The following is a 16,866-nucleotide window of genomic DNA, read 5'->3' as shown; positions in this document are numbered from 1 at the left end:
CGAAAGTCAGCGACTCGGCTCCGTTTCTCGCTTTTCATATCACTCCCGAATCAGCAGATACACCAACAACAGAAGCAGACTAAACTCGGAGACGAGGGCGACGAACTTCACCGGGCCAGCGAGCAGGTGGTCGAGAACGAACGGTAAAAACGGCCCTTCGTGGAGGTGTCCCTCGCCGAACAAGAGCAGTGGTCGGTGCCCGGTGAGATGCCAGCCGAAGTAGCCGAGGATGTAGACCAGCATGAGTACGATGCCGCCAGCGTACACCGGTTTTTCGTACCGGCCCGCCGCGGCGAGAAACAGTCCGATGACGATGAGCAGTCCGGAGAGAACGAACAGGGGCCACCGAAGGTCACGAGGGATGATGAATCCGGCATCCACCCAGCGAATCCAGTTGAACGCGCCCAGCGTCAGATGAATCACCGCGACGACGACCGCGAGTTGGGCCGCCACGAAACGGGTCGGGGAAATGGAATCGAAGTCCATCAAATCGGAGTGTATGGAGTAAATGCCTAAGCAGTTGGCGACTTGGCGGCCGATTGGGAGTCGCTCGAATCGCTAAACGTGTGACTACGAATCAAAATGCAGTGTGTGGTAAAATGCACCGGACGGGACTTGAACCCGTGCCATGAGCTTGGAAGGCTCAGGTCCTACCACTAGACCACCGGTGCAAACTCTCGCTTCGAGTTCGCACCGAGGTTCGCAAATCCGAAGGATTTGCTCACCACCGGTGCACTCGAATACGAATGTACTTCCAAATTGTGCATCCCCGTTTAAGGGTGTTACTGTTTCCGCCCACGAACCACGGCGTAGCAGTTCCCACTCGAAATCGACACGTTCTCGGGAACGAGCGCGCTTTCCGCGACGTCCTCCCGAAACTCGTCGGGCGAGTAGATGTGGTAAAACCGCGGCACAGTTTCCCCACCGGGAAGCGTCCAGTCCACGGTCGTATCGAAGGCATCCTCTTGGTCGAACTTGTCGTGGGCCGTGCTCCACGCGCTGACCAGTGCAACGCCGTCGGGTGACAGTACGCGCGCCAGTTCGTCCAAACTGCTGATTCGTGCGTCTCTCGTCGGCAGGTGATGAAGCGTTGCGACGTACACCGCGAGGTCGATTGCGTTCTCCGTCAGCGGGATTCGCGCCGCATCGCACTGGACGAGGTCGGCTTCGAATCCTCGTTCCCGAGCGCGGGCGCTGGCTTCCGCCAGCAGGCCCGCGCTCACGTCTGCCCCGACGACGCGCTTCGCGTGCGCGGTCAACAACTCCGCATGTCGCCCGTTTCCGCATCCGAGGTCGAGGGCTGTGTCGGCAGTTCGCCCGTCGAGAAAGGATTCGACTTCGGGCCACGCGTACTCCCGCGTCTTGGCGAAATGCGCCGCGATTCGGTCGTAGGTGGCCTGCACGTCACCCCTGTTCGGTTCCATACCCGAACTCTCGGGCCGGGAGGCAAATGTCCTGCGGGTCGGCGGGTCAGAACAATCGGCGAGACGGCTACAGGAAATACTGGAGCACGAGGAAGACGACGTAGGCGATGGCGAACATCGCGGTCGCGTGTTTCGTGCCGTCGCGTATCTTGCCTTCACCCATCTTCCCCGCGACGAACCCGGAGAAGAGGGCCTGCATCAGCGCGGTGTGGAAGAAGACGAGTCGGTACGCGTCGAAATCCACGCCTGCAATGTTGCCCAACCCGCCGAGACTTCCACCCGTTGGGGCGTTGCCGCCCGCGTTCGCCTCGGGGAGGGTTTCGAGCGCGGGCATGAGGATGGTGGAGAGCGCCACCACGATGACGAGGAAGACGAAAAACGAGATGTAGATGATGATGAGGTAGGTCATCATCTCCTGTGCACGCTGTCGTTTCAGTCGCCGGGACGCCTGTGCTTCGTCCGCCGCGATTCGAAGCACTCGCCCCACGTCACCGCTTGCATGCATCGCGTTCGTCACGAGAGTCACGACGCGCGTAATCGTCGGCGTATCGACGCGGTGTTCGAACCGCCGGAGTGCGGTTGCGGTGTCGGTTCCCCATTCGATGTCGCGCCACATTCGCTGTAGTTCCGCGTTCAACACGCCGAGGTCGGTGCTCGTGACGCGCCGGAAACTCTCGACCACGGTCATTCCGGCTTCGTTGACGCTGGCGAGGCGGTCTAACAGGTCGGGGACGGCGGCCTCGATTGCTTTCATCCGTCGTCGTTTCATCTCTCGGACGACCGCAAACGTCCCCAGCACGAACAGAGTGGCCTGTACGAGTACGTCGTCCGCGGAGGCGAGTGTGACCGTTCCTGCTCCGATTTCCGGCGCGAGACGAATGGGGACGGAAAGAAATGCGAGAGGAATCGTCACGTAGAGGATGGTCACCGGTTCTTCGCGCACGACGCGGAACGGGTCGGAGAGCGCGGTTCGAATCCCCTCGAACCTGTCGTAGGCGTTCAGTCGTTCCTCGTTGACGGGAGAAAATCCGCCGTCGCTGACCGCGCGTCCGGCGTCAGGGTCGCTGGCGCGGCGCACGTCGAGATGATTCGATTCGAGCAGTTTCCGCGTTTCCTTACTAACGCTCAGCGATTCGGTGATACTGTCGAGGTAGACCACGAATCCGAGGTTTCCGAGGGGAATGAACAGGTACGCCATCAGGTACAGAATCGTGAGCGTGTCCGCCATTCCCATCAGGCCGATGACGACGAGGATGGTGATGAGGAGGAGCGGGCCGACGACGAACAGGGAGACGTACCCCTCGGCCAACGTCGCCAGCAGTTCCAAAAACGCCTCCTGTTGCACTTTGGCATCTTTCTGATAGCGCTCGTACTGGTCGTGCAGGTACGAGGGAAGGCTTTGCCCGCTTTGGAGCACGCTAGCCAAATTGTCGCCGAACTCCTCGAACTTCTCGCTCGGGGATTGACGCGCCATCTGTCGGATGGCGGTCAGCATGTCGAGTCCGAACAAGTCCATCGCCTTCACGCCGACCGCGATTTCCTCCGCGGTTTCGCCGTACACGTCCCGGTTTCGCGCCAGGGTTCGCATGATTTCGGGGAACGCCATCCCACTGCGCGAGAGGGCGTAGATGAACGCCACGGTTCGCGCGAGACTGGCGTCGATTTGTCTGGCGCGGGCGCTCCCACGATGGGAGGGCGTTTCCCACCGAAGCCAGTAGGTCAGCAGTCCGCCGAGCAACCCGACCGTCGCACTGCTGAACAACAACAGGACGAACAGTTCGCCGAGCGAGAGGTTCGGAACCGAAAGCAAGTCCGCGAGAAACACGAACTGCGACGGAAGTGTTTGCCGAACCGATTCGGGAGAGACAGAAAGCAGGGACAGCACCAATCCGACGAGATAGACGCCGATGATGCTCCCCGAAACCGCGGCCAGTGCGGAGTACACCCACGTTTTCGAGGCGTACAGTCGGTAGGTTTCCCCGACGTGGGCGGACTGGAGTACGTCGGAGCGTTTCGCACGCCGCCGCCCGCTGTCTTGGACGTAGGTGCCGAACGTTTGCAGGGAGAATCGGGTGACGGTTCGATAAGCCGTCTTGCTGATTGGCGACAGCGCGACGGGTGCGAGCAGACACAGCGCGAAAACGAGCGGAACAAAGTTGAGCAGGCCCATCAGTCGAACTCCGAAACTTCGGCTTCGACGGTCCGCCGAACTTTTTCGACCACTCGCTCGGGGTCAGCATAGTATTCGTTGACCATCGCGGTGAATCGCCGATAGTCGGTCACGTCGTTCTCGCGGAGGTACTGCAACACGAGTTTTCTGTTGCGCAGTTCCGCGAGGAGTTGGGAACGCGACCAGCCGTGATTGTCCCGAATTTCGTCCAGTACGTCGCTGTCACGCTTTTTCACGGTGTCCGTCGCGGCGTCCCACGAGAACGCAGTCGAGTAGTCCAAATCGCCGGTTCGCTGGTCGATGCCGTTGATTTCCGCGAGGGTTCGGTTCCGGCGGACGCGCTCTTCTCCGACGTAGGTGAGCGTCTGAATGGAGAGAATGTCGAGCGACTGAATCATCGCCCGCGGCACGTTGATGGGTTCGTTTTCGAGGCGGTTGATGACCGTTTGGACGCTGTCGGCGTGCATCGTGGAATACGTTGTGTGGCCGGTGTTCATCGCCTGAAACAGCGTCATCGCTTCTTGTCCGCGAACCTCGCCGACCGCGATGTATTCCGGTCGGTGACGCAGAGCGGAGCGAAGCAAATCGTACATCGTGATGTCCGCACCCTCGTCCAGTCGGTCGCGGGTCACGGAGGACAGCCAGTTGTCGTGATACAGGGTTAGTTCCCGGGTGTCCTCGATGGTGAGCACCTTCGAGCGCGGCGGAATGAACATCGAAATCGCGTTCATCGAGGTGGTCTTCCCGGACGCGGTTCCGCCCGCGAAGACGAGCGATTTGTTGTTCTCGATGGCCAACCAGAGGTAAGCCATCTGGTCGAGCGAGAAGGTTCCGTAGTTTACCAAATCGACGGGCGTGAACGGTTCGTCCGCGTACTTTCGGATGGTGAATGCCGACCCGCGCGGTGTGACTTCCTTGCCGAGGGCGAGTTCCGCACGACTGCCGTCCGGCAGGGTCGCCTCCACAACCGGTTCGCCGACGCTGACGTGTTGGCCCGACTGTTGGGCGAGGCGGACGACGAGACTATCGAGTTCCTCCTCGCCGTAGGCGACGTTCGATCCGATGTCGTTGTACTCGTCGTGATAGACGAACAGCGGGAGGTCGTAGCCGTCACACGAGATGTCCTCGATGTGCGAGTCGTGCATGAGCGGGTCGAGTTTGCCGAACCCGCGGAAGGCGCGGAAGAGGTAGTAAAAAAGGCGGTAGAAGGTCGCCGAATCGACTTCGACGCCGTACACCTCCAGTAGTTCGCGGAGTTCGTCACGAAGCACGTCTTCCGCGGTTTGGTCGCCCATCTCCCGGCGATAGATGAGCGATTCGCGCAAATCGGAAAACAGTCGGTCGAGTAGTTCCGCCTCGAACTCGTCCAACTCGGGTTCGACCACGTAGTACAGATGGTCATTCGCGTCCGCGTCGTAGTTGATGGAAACGAACGCAAAGGGCGCGTTCACCCAGTAGCGTTCGACTTCCTCGTAGCCCGGAACCCCCGTGAACGTGATGAGCGAACCGTCCTCGGTGGGATTGTACTCGCCGACCGAAATCGTGGAACCGTGAAGCATCTCGACGGTACGACGAATCGTTTTGCGGAACTCCCGGACGCGGACGGTCAGTTCCTCTGTCTCTAAACTCGACATGTGTTGATGCTGTCTATCACGCGGAGCTTTCGTTTCTCCAGCCGATTTTGGTTCGTTTCGCGCGTGACAGACGTGTTTCGTCACGCTCATTGGAGTGTGACTACTTAAATTATGGCTGGATAGTTTCAGTGTTGGATAACAGAACAAGTCATCGAAACAGCATTGTCCGCTGGTTAGAAGCGGTGTTTCGACGACAACTCGACGGTGATTCGAACTCACGGCGTGTCGTCGCATGGCGTTACGTTCATGAGACGCGAGAACGTAGACGGGCCTACGGAATGAGGCGCGACTACTTCACACTGGATGTCGAAAATATAGATTGGGCGGATGCGGACGGAACACCGCGTAAGCCGACGGTAATCATCGATTTTGAGGGACCGTCTTCAACGCTCCGCGAGCGCCTCACGGCTCTCGACGGTGACCTGCTCGAAGCCGACGAGACGGACGTTACCTTCCGCTTGCAGGCAAATCTGGACGACTCGGACGCAACCGGCGTGGTGAGCGTCACGAACCGAACGACCGGTGATTTCATCCTCGAACTCAACGAGGACGCAGAAGACGTTCTGAAATTCATTCGGGCCGCCCGTGCATACGGCGACGAATCGGACGAAGCCGACGGACGCTATCACGTCGATATTGCCATTAACGGCGAGCAAGTCGTTGAATACGACAAAAGCACGTTTCTCGTCTACAACCGCGAAGGAAATCTTCTCCGTCAGCACAGTCTCATCCCGAGCGGCGTGGAACTGTAAACTGTAGTCCGTCAGCCGTCGCGTCCGTCTCTTCTCGTTCTTTTTGCGCGTCAGAACCACGGCGTGATGACGCCTGCCATCACGGCCACGACGTAGAGTCCGACGAGTACTGCAAGGACGATGATGAGTCCGAGAATGTAATCGAACACTCCCCGTGGCGTCGTCATCTTTGGCATGTTCATGTCAATCGCTACGACGGAGAGACGCATATCGTTATTGGACAAAAAGAAATCGCGGGAACCTAAGTAGCCACGAGCGAACCCACCCGTATGAATCTGTTCGGAACCGCGGGAATCCGCGGCAACGTCGTCTCGCGCGTGACACCCGAACTCGCGCTCGCAGTCGGGCGGTCGGCGGGAGCGCCGGGTGAAACGTTCGTAGTCGCCCGCGATGGGCGCGAAACTGGTGCCGCACTCGCCGCCGCGATGGAAGCCGGATTGGAAAGCGCGGGCGCGAACGTCTGCCGTGCTGGACAACTGCCAACCCCCGCGCTTGCGTTCGCCTCGCAGGAACGAAACGGCGTCATGCTCACCGCGAGTCACAACCCGCCGACGGATAACGGAATCAAGCTGTTCGACGACGGACAGGAGTACGCCCGCGAGGCCGAGCGTGACGTGGACGCTGGTGTCGAGGACGAAACACCACCGCTCCCGTGGAACGAATGGGGCGACAGCACGCGCATCGAGGTTCTCGATAACTACCGCGATGCGGTCATGGAGTACGCCCGCGAACACGGCGCACCCCTCGACGGCGTCCGAATCGCGGTTGACTGCGGCAACGGGATGGGAAGCGTGGCAACCCCGCAAGTCCTCCGTGCGTTGGGTGCAAAGGTCGTCACGCTCAACGCGAACGTGGACGGCCATTTCCCCGGCCGACCGAGCAAGCCGACGCCGGAGACGCTGACCGACCTGATGGAATTTACCGCCAACGGCGATTTCGCGTTCGGACTAGCCCACGACGGCGATGCCGACAGAATCGTCCTCGTGGACGGCAACGGAGACGTAGTGCACGAGGATACCATCGTTGCGGTTCTCGCAGAGCATTACACCGGAACAAGCGACGCCGACGACCCAGTCGTCGTGACGACGCCGAACGCCTCGGCAAGAATCGACGAGCGCGTTCGAGAGGCGGGCGGTCGAGTCGAACGCGTTCGACTCGGCGCACTTCACGAGGGAATCGCGTCCGCCCTCGAAGACGGCGACGACGGCACTGAAGTCGTCTTCGCCGCGGAACCGTGGAAGCACATCCACACGCAGTTCGGCGGTTGGATTGACGGCGTCGCCAGCGCGGCAGTGCTGGCGCGACTCGTCGGCGACGCTGGCGGTATCGACGCACTTCGAACCGACGTAACCGAGCGACCCTACCGAAAAGTGAGCATCGAGTGCCCGGACGACGCGAAGGTGGGGGCGATGAACCGATTGGAAACGAGCGTTCCAAAACGATTCCCCGAGGCAACCGTGCAAACCGAACACGGCGTTCGGGCCGAACTGACGGACGGTTCGTGGGTGCTCGTCCGCCCGAGCGGAACCGAGCCATATGTCAGAATTTACGCCGAAAGCGAGGACGTAGATGGGTTAGTCGCGGAAGCGAAAGACCTCGTTGCGGCTGCCGTTTCGGTGGCGAAAGAATAGTAACTCAGACGGCGCAAACAGTTATTTTCGCACTTTCACGCGTGAAGCGACGCGTTTATCACAAATAAATTGTTGAATTACGCATAGATGACGAACATTGACAAACAGCGGCGTAAATTGATGGTGGCTGGCGGTGCGGTCGGTGTCGCCGGTCTTGCTGGCTGTATCAGCAGTCCGAGCGACGGCGGGGGGGATGGCGGAGACGATGGCGGCGACGACGGCAACGACAACTCCACGAACGGCGGAGACGGCGACGGTTCGAACGCGGAAAGCGATGTTAGTGTCGGTATGGTGTACGCAACCGGCGGTCTGGGCGACAACTCGTTCAACGACATGGCCCACTCCGGCATTCAGCGAGCGGAACAGGAACTCGGCGTCAGTTACCAGAACGTTGAACCGAGTTCGCCGAGCGACGTGGAAAACCTTCAGCGACAGTTCGCGCAGTCCGGAAACAACGACCTCATCTGCTGTATCGGGTTCGTTCAGACGAGTGGCCTGGTAAGCAACGCACAGCAGTTCCCCGACCAGAACTTCATGCTCGTGGACAGCGTCGCCGAGAAGGAAAACGGCGACCCCATCCAGAACGTTTCGAACTATGTGTTCAAAGAGCACCAAGGCTCGTTCCAAGTCGGCCACCTCGCTGGCCTGCTCACCCAGCAGGATTTCAGCGCGGCAGACAGCACGACGAAATCCGGCGAGACGGTCGTCGGTTTCGTCGGCGGCGAGGAAGTGCCCCTCATCAAGAAGTTCGAAGCGGGATACAAAGCCGGTGTCGCACACGCGAGCGAAGACATCGAAGTCCGAACCGCGTACACCGGTGCGTTCAACGACCCCGTTGCGGGGAAGGAAGCCGCAGTCTCGATGTACGAAGACGGCGCGGACATCGTCTACCACGCCGCCGGTGGGAGCGGAACCGGTGTGTTCGAGGCGGCCCAGCAGAAAGGCCTGTTCGCAATCGGCGTCGACAGCGACCAATCGAAAGCGAAGGGAACGGCGAAGTTCAGCAACGTCATCCTCGCGAGCATGGTCAAACACGTCAACGAAGCCGTGTTCACAGCAACCGAGAACGTCGTGAACGGCAACTTCAAGGGCGGCTCGGTCAACAACCTCGGGCTGGAAACCGACGGGGTCGAGGCAGTGTACGGCGCAGACCTCGGCTCGGAGATTCCGGACGACGTGAAATCCAAGCTCGAAGAGTCCCGTCAAGCCATCATCGATGGCGACATCGAAGTGCCAACGACGGTAGACAAATAAGTGCAAATCCGCGCGTTTAAACAGGTAGAATGGAAATCCAGATTCAATGAGCCGGGCGGTATATCTCGACGGCATTACGAAACGATTCCCGGGAGTCATCGCAAACGATGACGTTGACCTCGCCGTGGAATCGGGTTCCATCCACGCACTTTTAGGGGAGAACGGCGCCGGAAAAACGACGCTGATGAACGTCCTGTACGGGCTGTACGAGCCAACCGATGGACAGGTCGTCATCGACGGCGACCCCCACGATTTCGATTCTCCGCGGGACGCTATCCATGCAGGCATCGGCATGATTCACCAGCATTTCATGCTGGTCGATACCCTCACGATTGGGGAAAACGTCGTCCTCGGAAACGAACCCCGAAAGTGGGGTGGACTGGCCATGGACAGAAGCCGTGCCGAACGCGAGGTGCGCGAACTAAGTGAGCGATACGGCTTCGACGTCGACCCGAACGCACTCGTCGAAGACGTGAGCGTCGGTGTTCAACAGCGCGTCGAAATTCTGAAGGCGCTGTATCGCGGCGCTGACGTACTCATTCTCGACGAACCGACCGCCGTACTCACACCGCAGGAAATCGACGACCTGCTCGCCGTTCTCGACGAACTCACGGCGCAAGGAAAGAGCATCATCTTCATCACGCACAAACTCGGGGAAGCGATGGACGCCGCCGACCGAATTACCGTCCTCCGGGACGGGAAAAACGTCGGGTCGGTGAACACCGACGAAACCTCTCGGGAGGAACTCGCAGAACTGATGGTCGGACGCGAGGTGCTCCTCGAAACCGAAAAATCCACAAACGAGCCCGGCGACACCGTTCTCTCGGTTTCCGACCTCACGGTGACAGACGACCGGGACGTGGTACAGGTGGACGACGTCGGGTTCGAAATCCGAGAAGGCGAGGTGTTCGGTATCGCGGGCGTGGATGGAAACGGCCAATCCGAAGTTATCGAGAGTGTCACTGGCCTCGAAACCCCTGACGACGGTCAAATCGAATTTTTCGGCGACGACGTTTCGGAGACGAGCCGTCGAGAACGAATCGACTCGGGAATGGCCTACATTCCCCAAGACCGCCACGAACAAGGGCTGGTGATGGAGTTCGACCTCGTGGAGAACGGACTGCTCGGCAGTCAGCGCACACAACCGTTTTCGAACGACGGTCGAATCGACTGGGATAGAACGCGAACGCACGCGGAGGACATCATCGAGGAGTACGACGTTCGCCCGCCGAACGCCGATGTGAGCGCGGAGTCGCTCTCCGGCGGCAACCAGCAGAAGTTCATCGTCGGGCGGGAGTTCGCCCGCGACCCCTCGCTCGTCGTCGCCGCCCACCCCACGCGCGGCGTGGACGTTGGCAGTATCGAGTTCATTCACGACCGTCTGCTGGATTTGCGCGCCGAGGGGAAGGCGATATTCCTCGTCTCCTCGAAACTCGACGAGGTTCAGCAACTTTCCGACCGACTGGCAGTTATGTACGAAGGTGAAATCATGGACGTTGTTGACCCGAACCGCGTGACCGAAGAGGAACTCGGCCTGCTGATGGCGGGCGAACGACCGGGGAACGCCCCCAGCATCAGAGGTGAGGCACAGTGAGTTCGTGGCGAAAACGAGCCGAACAATCACTCGGGCGGCTCGTCGAGGCTTCTGCGGCCGAACGCATTTTCATCAGTCTCGCCGCGCTTGCCATGTCGATTCTCGTCGGTGGATTCGTCATCCTCGTGTCGGGATTCGTCGCAACCTGTTCTGAACCCTTCCTCGCACAGCGAATGCTCATCACCATTCCCGGAAGCGGCGGCTGGGGCGTCGAACTCCCGCTACCGGGGTCGTTCTGCTATAACCCGATACGGGTGTACAAATATCTCTTCATCGGCGCATTCGCCAATCCACAACAGTTCTCGTTGATTCCGTTCAACCCGGCAATCGATCTGTACAGTTTGGCGAGTACGCTTCGAGAGACGACGATGCTCCTGTTCACCGGATTAGCCGTCGCAGTCGCGTTCCGCGCCGGTATGTTCAACATCGGAACGCAGGGGCAGCTCGTTTTGGGCGCACTTGGCTCCGTGATAGCCGTCCTCTGGACCGCATCCTACGTTCCGACCGGAATCGTCGGCGGTATCATTTTGATTCCGCTCGGACTGCTCGCTGGCGCGGTCGTCGGTGGAATCTACGGCGCGATTCCCGGCGCGATGAAAGCCTACGCGGACGCGAACGAGGTGATTACGACCATCATGCTGAACTTCATTGCGACGGGACTCGCCTTCGTTCTCGTCTCCGAATACTTCCAAAAGCCCGGTAGCGGAAACGTCCAGACGCGCTCGATTCCCGAGTACGCGACACTCTCACCAGCGCTCTTTCCTCGCGGGTCGTCGTTTTCTCTTCTCGTTATCGTTGGCGCGCTCATCCTCGCAATCGGTATCTACCTGCTGTTACACCGAACCGCGTTCGGATACGACCTCCGAACGAGTGGGATTCAACCGAAAGCGGCGGAGTACGGCGGCGTGGACTCGAAGAAAACGATGGTGTCGAGCATGGCACTGTCGGGCGTCATCGGCGGTATCGGCGGTGCAATTTACGTGTTGATGATTCTCGGCCGATGGCAAACGGGTGTCCCGTCGTTCGGATTTGACGGTATCACGGTGACGATTTTAGCCGGAAACAACCCGCTCGGCGTTCCGCTGGCCGCACTGCTCTTCGGGATGCTCAAAAGCGGCAGTCTCACCATCGACTTCGCGCTCGGCGTTCCGAAGCAACTCGTTGGCGTCCTCCGCGGCCTGATTATCCTGTTCGTCGCCATGCCGGAGTTCTTCCGCATGATCGGCAAGCGCTGGGTGACGCCGGAGAGGCAGAGTGCCGTAGCGACAGATGGCGGCACCGCGGTCGAAGGAGGTGAGCGCGATGAATAGTCGCGTCCGAATCGCCGGACTGTCGATTGGTTCCGCCATCGTCCTCGGCGTTCTCGGATTTATCTTCCCGGGAAGTGTACTGGGCCGACTCGTCGGGACTATCGACGGGAGCTACGCCAGTGCGGCACTCCGATACACGGTTCCAATCGCGTTCGCCGCGCTCGGCGGTATCTTCGCCGAGAAGAGCGGCGTCATCAACATCGGATTGGAAGGCTTGCTCATCATCTCCGCATTCATCGGTATCGCAGTTGCCGATACGATGGCGGGGTCTGCCGGAGCAACACAAACGACGCTCTGGCTCGGCTTTTTCGCCGCAGTGCTGGCGAGCACGCTCTTTGCGCTCCTCTTCGCAATCGTCTGCATCGAGTTCAAGGCCGACCAAATCATCGCCGGGCTTGCGGTGTGGCTCATCGCGCTCGGACTCGCACCGTTCGGCAGTAAAATCATCTGGGGTCGCGTCAACAGCCCCAGCGTCGGCACGCTAAACAACTGGCAGATTCCGCTCCTCGCGGACATTCCAGTCGTCGGGCCGATACTCTTCGACGCCAATCCGACGGTGTACATGCTTCTCGCCGCCGTTCCGCTCACATGGTTCGTCCTGAACGAAACGGCGTTCGGCAGATGGGTGAAAGCCAGCGGTGAGAACCCGATGGCACTCGACACAGTCGGGGTGGACGTGCGGCGCGTTCGCTACGCGAGCGTCCTCCTCTCCGGCGTGCTGGCGGGAATCGGCGGGGCAGGGCTGTCGCTCGGACAGGCCGGACTGTTCAACGGAAGCGGCACGACGATGGTCGATGGTCGCGGCTGGATTGGCATCACGGCGTTCCTGTTCGGAAACTACAACCCGCTGGGTGCCTTCGGCGCGTCGTTCCTCTTTGCGAGTCTCGACGCGCTTCAGATTCGGCTCCAGCAGGTCGGCTTCCAACTGCCGAACGAACTCATCGGCATCATCCCCTACGTGACGGTTATCGTCGTGCTGGCGTTCGTCGGTCGAACCCGTATTCCGGATGCGGCAGGCGAACACTACGAATCCGGCGAAGAGTAAGGCGGCGGGCGGTCTGTTGGTAGAATTCGTTTTTGATTTTGTTCAGTTTCTCAGTGAGACACAGCGATTCTGGCTTCGTTTTTGTTTAAAAAGATTCGTGAGGAGGAACTGGTCAGCGAGGTAGATCGGTCTTGGAACGTTTCTCTCCGTCTTTTGGCGCACGAAGGCGACGACAGTCGCCCGCGCGAGGGACGATGTGAGCGACCAACGGGAGTGAACGAGGGAGTTGGGGAGGACGAGGTGCGGTTTTTGAAGTCGTGATTTGCTAACGATACGATAGCAGTTTTACCGTCATTGAGACCTCGATTTTTGCCGACCTTCGTTCTTCCACACCAGCATTCACCTTCGCGTATTATTTGAACCGCCGACACACAGTTTTCCTACATGGACGAACTCGTCGAGCAGGCGCGCGAAGTGCAGGAACAGGCGCACGTCCCGTACTCGGAGTATCCGGTCGGAGCGGCGCTTCGAACCACGGACGGAACCGTTTTCGTCGGCTGTAACATCGAAAATGCGAACTACAGCAACTCGCTCCACGCCGAAGAAGTCGCCATCGCCGAGGCGATAAAAGGGGGTCACCGGGAGTTCAACCGACTGGCCGTGAGTTCGGCGCGACGGGATGGCGTCACTCCCTGCGGGATGTGCCGCCAAACACTCGCGGAGTTCTGCGACGAGTCGCTGGAAGTAGTCTGCGACGAGGGCGACGATGAAGTGACGGCCTACACGCTCGGCGAACTGCTTCCGAACACGATTACCGAGGAAATGCTAGAGTAGGTTAGCAAAGCCACGACGAAGCACCTATTTTTCCCGCGACGAACCCACATGACATGGATGACAGCGAAGACCCGAATGCGGACGTACAGTACCACATCGAAGTCGGCGAGGGGGACGTTGCCGACGCGGTTCTCCTGCCCGGAAATCCCGAGCGCGTCGATAAGATAACGCAGTTCTGGGATTCAGCGGAGGAAGTCGCCTACCACCGCGAGTACCGAACCGCAACGGGAACCTACGATGACGCGCCAATCAGCGTCACATCGACGGGAATCGGCAGTCCGTCCACCGCAATCGCGGTGGAGGAACTGGCCCGAATCGGTGCGGACACGTTCATCCGCGTCGGGTCGTGCGGCGCGATTCAAGAGGAGATGGACGTCGGCGACCTCGTCATCACGACCGGCGGGGTTCGACAGGAAGGCACTAGCGACGAATACGTCCGCGAAGATTACCCGGCGGTTGCGGATTACGAAGTCGTCGCGGCGCTCGTCGCCGCCGCGGAGCGACTCGGCTACGACTACCACACGGGAATCACGATGAGTGCGGACAGTTTCTACGCTGGGCAGGGCCGCCCCGGATTCGAGGGCTTCAGCGCGGAGGGCGGCGACGAGTTAGTGGAGCACTTGAAAAACGCGAACGTGAAGAACATCGAGATGGAAGCGAGCGCAATTCTGACGATTGCGAACATCTACGGCCTTCGCGCGGGTGCGGTCTGTTCGGTCTACGCCAACCGCGAAACCGGCGAATTCCGAACCGAGGGCGAATCCCGCGCCGCGGAAACGGCCAGCCTCGCCGTGAAGTTGCTTGCCAAAATGGACGAACAGAAGGCGGAGGCCGGCGTTGACCGCTGGCATCCGGGACTGTCGTTGGACTAATCCGAACTGCTCGTTTCGTTTTCGATAACCGTCTTATTCACCTCGTAAATCGACACCGAACCGGAGCGATGAACTTGCTCGATTCCGGGGTAGGTTCCGAACGCCGTTCTGCCGTACTGCTGGCGCTCGCGCGGGCCGTAGTAGATGTATTTCACGTCGTGTTTGTCGAGTTTGTCGGCGCGCGTAGACCACGCAGTGTTCGACCTGAAAATTAGTTCCACGTCGCGTTGTCGCTCCGCGTAGACCGCTTCGCCGCGATAGATTCGCTCCTGATACCAGCCGAGAACGGTCGGCAGACCGGTGAGCGACGACCCCGGACTTCCCCACTGGTAGGGCTGTCCTTGTGCAGAGACGATGTGCGGCCGCCCCTCTCTTTCGTCTAGCCACTCGATTGCCCCGGCTTCGTCCGGATGCGTCGTCCAAATAAATGCCATTCCGTCGAGCGATGGGTCGTCCGCACGATGAACCGCTTTCTCCGACCCGACGTGCTCGCCGAGGGCGAACGCACCGTACACGGACGTCGAGAGGAGGAGGAGGCAGACGAAAACAGCCATTCCGGCGCGGCGCGAAATGGGCGCAGATGGTGTAGATGATGTTTCCGCCGAATCGAACCTCGTTTTCGCGGCGTAGCCGGGAACTGAATCCGTCACGAGTCTCGCGAGCGCAACGCCGACTGCGACGGCCCAGAACACCCACACTTGCATGTAGACCTTGAAAACGGTGTTAAACCGACCCGCAATCGCGTTGTCCTGCACGTACACGAACTCAACGAGGATGACGAGACCGGCACCTGCGACCAATAGCACCGTCTCGAAACCGAGGTCGGCATCGAGGCGGAGGAGGAGCCAGCCAGCGACGAGAAGCGGGGCGACTAGCACCAACACCGCAAAGCCGCTTTGCCAGCCAAGCAGGAACAGCACTCCGCCGAGGATACCGACACCTGTTGCGTTTTGCTCGTCCCATCGAACGTGGCTCCCGAGATAGAGTGCGAATGGGAGGAGGAACGCACCGTGAACGACGAGCAGTTCCACGAAGCTACTCCTGTCTGGGAAAAGAGCGATGCTCCGGGTGCTTGCCGACCCGAGCAGGATGTTCACCACGAACGGCCCGGCCCAGATGAACGCCAGCACGCCGACGACGGCAGCAATCGCCAGCGAAACGGCGATTCTGCCGAGTTCGTCGGCGAGTGCTGATTGGGATTCTGTCAGTCGCATTCCGCCGGGAAGGAGCGTTGCCGGGTGTTCCTCGGCGAAGGTGAGCGAAAGCCAGACGATACCCAACGCGGTCGGGAAACTCCAGAAGCTAATCGTGCCGAGAAACGCCACGGCCGGTGGGAGCACGCCGAAGACGAGCAGTTGACGCCATCGAATCTCTGCGTGAGAGCGATATGTCGCGTAACAGAGCGCGGTGATGAACAGCAAAAACGGCTGTCCCATCATGTGGGCGTGGAGGTCGCCGTTGATGTACGCGAAAAGGGGAAACTCGTTTATCGTATCGACCATGACGCGGCTGGCTTCCCAGTACCAGAACTCCATCGGGTCGAGCGGGAAGTTCGCAGGTTCCATCTCCAACGGAGTCGTGATGACTTCGACCAGCGCGTTCGGAGACACGTTTGCGAGCAACCGAAGCGGAGTGAAGATATTGCCAGCGAATCCGACAAAAAATCCGGCGAGGACGCCAGCGAGACGGGACGAAGTTTTGTGGCGGTCGGCCACTGCCCGAGCCAATCCGTAGGCCGTGGTGACGAGCATCCCGTAGAATCCCGCGAGTGCGAGGTTGTAGCTGAACTTCGGTGCGGTTCCCGTTAGCTTGGTCAAAATGGCGGCGATGAGGTGGCCGCCGTAGTAGTAGCGAATCGGTTCGCCCGCGAACCACATGTCCTCGGGTGGAAGTTCGGGGGCGCGCATGAGCGATTTCAGCAGTCCGAAATCGAGGAACTTCTCGCCACCGGTCGCCACGATTGCCGGGTCGATTGCCCGAACCAGAACGAGAAATCCGAATGCAACCGTGAAAACCATCATCGCTTCGGCGTAGCCGCGGAGGTCGATTTTGAGGGTGCGCCTCGTGAGAAGCCCGGAGAGGCAAACGAGAACGAGAACTGTAGCGACGACAACTGCCGTGTTGAATGCGAACTGGCCGAGCCAGTAGGTGATGATGGTCAGTATCGTCAGCGAAATCGGCAGTGCAAACGTCGCTCCGCGGTCGGGAAATCGGGAAAAAAGTGCGGACGCGACTGGAAGACCAGCAAGCGCGAGCGCGTAGTAGACGGTTAGCCAGAGAGCGATAAGCACGAACTCCATCTCTGCTTCTGTGCGTGCGCCGGAACGATATACGTCTTGGGGTCATGAAAGTAATCGGATATTTTCAATCGTCCAGTGAAATCACGGTACAAAACCGCATACGGCT

Annotated in this window: 14 protein-coding genes and 1 tRNA gene; 8 read left to right on the top strand and 7 right to left on the bottom strand. The window is 59.8% G+C overall.

Features of this window, described 5'->3' with window-relative positions; genetic code table 11:
- Positions 1–39 precede the first annotated feature (39 nt).
- From HL45_RS09475 to HL45_RS09455, 5 genes are all read right to left on the bottom strand, one after another.
- On the bottom strand, positions 40–486 hold the full coding sequence (locus HL45_RS09475) for a hypothetical protein (RefSeq protein WP_049970860.1): 447 nt from the start codon (positions 484–486) through the stop codon (positions 40–42).
- Positions 487–600: 114 nt separating this feature from the next.
- Positions 601–671: transfer RNA gene (locus HL45_RS09470), tRNA-Gly, on the bottom strand.
- A 111-nt stretch (positions 672–782) separates the two neighbouring features.
- Positions 783–1,424 carry a class I SAM-dependent methyltransferase gene (locus HL45_RS09465; protein ID WP_049970859.1) on the bottom strand — a complete coding sequence of 214 codons (642 nt, stop codon included), beginning with the start codon at positions 1,422–1,424 and terminating at the stop codon, positions 783–785.
- A gap of 67 nt (positions 1,425–1,491) precedes the next feature.
- Complete coding sequence (locus tag HL45_RS09460) at positions 1,492–3,594, bottom strand: type II secretion system F family protein (RefSeq protein ID WP_049970858.1); 2,103 nt, start codon at positions 3,592–3,594, stop codon at positions 1,492–1,494.
- Positions 3,594–5,228: a type II/IV secretion system ATPase subunit gene (locus HL45_RS09455; RefSeq protein ID WP_049971983.1), complete on the bottom strand. Its 1,635-nt coding sequence runs from the start codon at positions 5,226–5,228 to the stop codon at positions 3,594–3,596. The genes HL45_RS09460 and HL45_RS09455 overlap by 1 nt, the downstream gene beginning before the upstream one ends.
- A gap of 278 nt (positions 5,229–5,506) precedes the next feature.
- Between HL45_RS09455 and HL45_RS09450 the strand changes: the two genes are divergently transcribed.
- Entirely contained in the window at positions 5,507–5,980 is a 474-nt protein-coding gene (locus HL45_RS09450; protein WP_049971982.1) for a DUF5793 family protein, read from the top strand.
- Positions 5,981–6,030: 50 nt separating this feature from the next.
- Here HL45_RS09450 and HL45_RS21800 read toward each other — a convergent pair whose 3' ends face one another.
- Positions 6,031–6,162: a hypothetical protein gene (locus HL45_RS21800; RefSeq protein ID WP_267879588.1), complete on the bottom strand. Its 132-nt coding sequence runs from the start codon at positions 6,160–6,162 to the stop codon at positions 6,031–6,033.
- Positions 6,163–6,249: 87 nt separating this feature from the next.
- Here HL45_RS21800 and HL45_RS09445 point away from each other — a divergent pair, with 87 nt between their 5' ends.
- From HL45_RS09445 to HL45_RS09415, 7 genes are all read left to right on the top strand, one after another.
- Positions 6,250–7,611: a phosphohexomutase domain-containing protein gene (locus HL45_RS09445; RefSeq protein ID WP_049970857.1), complete on the top strand. Its 1,362-nt coding sequence runs from the start codon at positions 6,250–6,252 to the stop codon at positions 7,609–7,611.
- An 87-nt stretch (positions 7,612–7,698) separates the two neighbouring features.
- Positions 7,699–8,865 carry a BMP family lipoprotein gene (locus tag HL45_RS09440; RefSeq protein ID WP_394324786.1) on the top strand — a complete coding sequence of 389 codons (1,167 nt, stop codon included), beginning with the start codon at positions 7,699–7,701 and terminating at the stop codon, positions 8,863–8,865.
- A gap of 46 nt (positions 8,866–8,911) precedes the next feature.
- Complete coding sequence (locus tag HL45_RS09435; RefSeq protein ID WP_049970856.1) at positions 8,912–10,459, top strand: ABC transporter ATP-binding protein; 1,548 nt, start codon at positions 8,912–8,914, stop codon at positions 10,457–10,459.
- Positions 10,456–11,769 carry an ABC transporter permease gene (locus HL45_RS09430; RefSeq protein ID WP_049970855.1) on the top strand — a complete coding sequence of 438 codons (1,314 nt, stop codon included), beginning with the start codon at positions 10,456–10,458 and terminating at the stop codon, positions 11,767–11,769. The genes HL45_RS09435 and HL45_RS09430 overlap by 4 nt, the downstream gene beginning before the upstream one ends.
- Complete coding sequence (locus tag HL45_RS09425; RefSeq protein WP_084156987.1) at positions 11,762–12,814, top strand: ABC transporter permease; 1,053 nt, start codon at positions 11,762–11,764, stop codon at positions 12,812–12,814. The genes HL45_RS09430 and HL45_RS09425 overlap by 8 nt, the downstream gene beginning before the upstream one ends.
- 384 nt (positions 12,815–13,198) lie before the next feature.
- On the top strand, positions 13,199–13,588 hold the full coding sequence (gene cdd, locus HL45_RS09420) for a cytidine deaminase (protein ID WP_049970853.1): 390 nt from the start codon (positions 13,199–13,201) through the stop codon (positions 13,586–13,588).
- A 53-nt stretch (positions 13,589–13,641) separates the two neighbouring features.
- Positions 13,642–14,460, top strand: a complete 819-nt coding sequence (locus tag HL45_RS09415) for a nucleoside phosphorylase (protein ID WP_049970852.1) — start codon at positions 13,642–13,644, stop codon at positions 14,458–14,460.
- On the opposite strand, the gene HL45_RS09410 is transcribed toward HL45_RS09415, so the two are convergent.
- Complete coding sequence (locus tag HL45_RS09410) at positions 14,457–16,760, bottom strand: DUF2298 domain-containing protein (RefSeq protein WP_049970851.1); 2,304 nt, start codon at positions 16,758–16,760, stop codon at positions 14,457–14,459. The genes HL45_RS09415 and HL45_RS09410 overlap by 4 nt on opposite strands.
- Positions 16,761–16,866 lie beyond the last annotated feature (106 nt).

This window comes from Haladaptatus cibarius D43, from assembly GCF_000710615.1.
GTDB lineage: Archaea > Halobacteriota > Halobacteria > Halobacteriales > Haladaptataceae > Haladaptatus > Haladaptatus cibarius.
Note: the sequence above shows the minus strand (reverse complement) of the source record. Positions and strands in the feature narration are given on the sequence as shown.

Bases quoted from the DNA above. Each gene is read 5' to 3' on its own strand.
- HL45_RS09415 (WP_049970852.1), top strand. From the start codon at position 13,642: ATGGATGACAGCGAAGACCCGAATGCGGACGTACAGTACCACATCGAA.
- HL45_RS09410 (WP_049970851.1), bottom strand. From the start codon at position 16,760: ATGGAGTTCGTGCTTATCGCTCTCTGGCTAACCGTCTACTACGCGCTC.
- HL45_RS09455 (WP_049971983.1), bottom strand. From the start codon at position 5,228: ATGTCGAGTTTAGAGACAGAGGAACTGACCGTCCGCGTCCGGGAGTTC.
- HL45_RS09475 (WP_049970860.1), bottom strand. From the start codon at position 486: ATGGACTTCGATTCCATTTCCCCGACCCGTTTCGTGGCGGCCCAACTC.
- HL45_RS09440 (WP_394324786.1), top strand. From the start codon at position 7,699: ATGACGAACATTGACAAACAGCGGCGTAAATTGATGGTGGCTGGCGGT.
- HL45_RS09450 (WP_049971982.1), top strand. From the start codon at position 5,507: ATGAGGCGCGACTACTTCACACTGGATGTCGAAAATATAGATTGGGCG.
- cdd (WP_049970853.1), top strand. From the start codon at position 13,199: ATGGACGAACTCGTCGAGCAGGCGCGCGAAGTGCAGGAACAGGCGCAC.
- HL45_RS09445 (WP_049970857.1), top strand. From the start codon at position 6,250: ATGAATCTGTTCGGAACCGCGGGAATCCGCGGCAACGTCGTCTCGCGC.
- HL45_RS09465 (WP_049970859.1), bottom strand. From the start codon at position 1,424: ATGGAACCGAACAGGGGTGACGTGCAGGCCACCTACGACCGAATCGCG.
- HL45_RS09435 (WP_049970856.1), top strand. From the start codon at position 8,912: ATGAGCCGGGCGGTATATCTCGACGGCATTACGAAACGATTCCCGGGA.
- HL45_RS09425 (WP_084156987.1), top strand. From the start codon at position 11,762: ATGAATAGTCGCGTCCGAATCGCCGGACTGTCGATTGGTTCCGCCATC.
- HL45_RS09460 (WP_049970858.1), bottom strand. From the start codon at position 3,594: ATGGGCCTGCTCAACTTTGTTCCGCTCGTTTTCGCGCTGTGTCTGCTC.
- HL45_RS21800 (WP_267879588.1), bottom strand. From the start codon at position 6,162: ATGAACATGCCAAAGATGACGACGCCACGGGGAGTGTTCGATTACATT.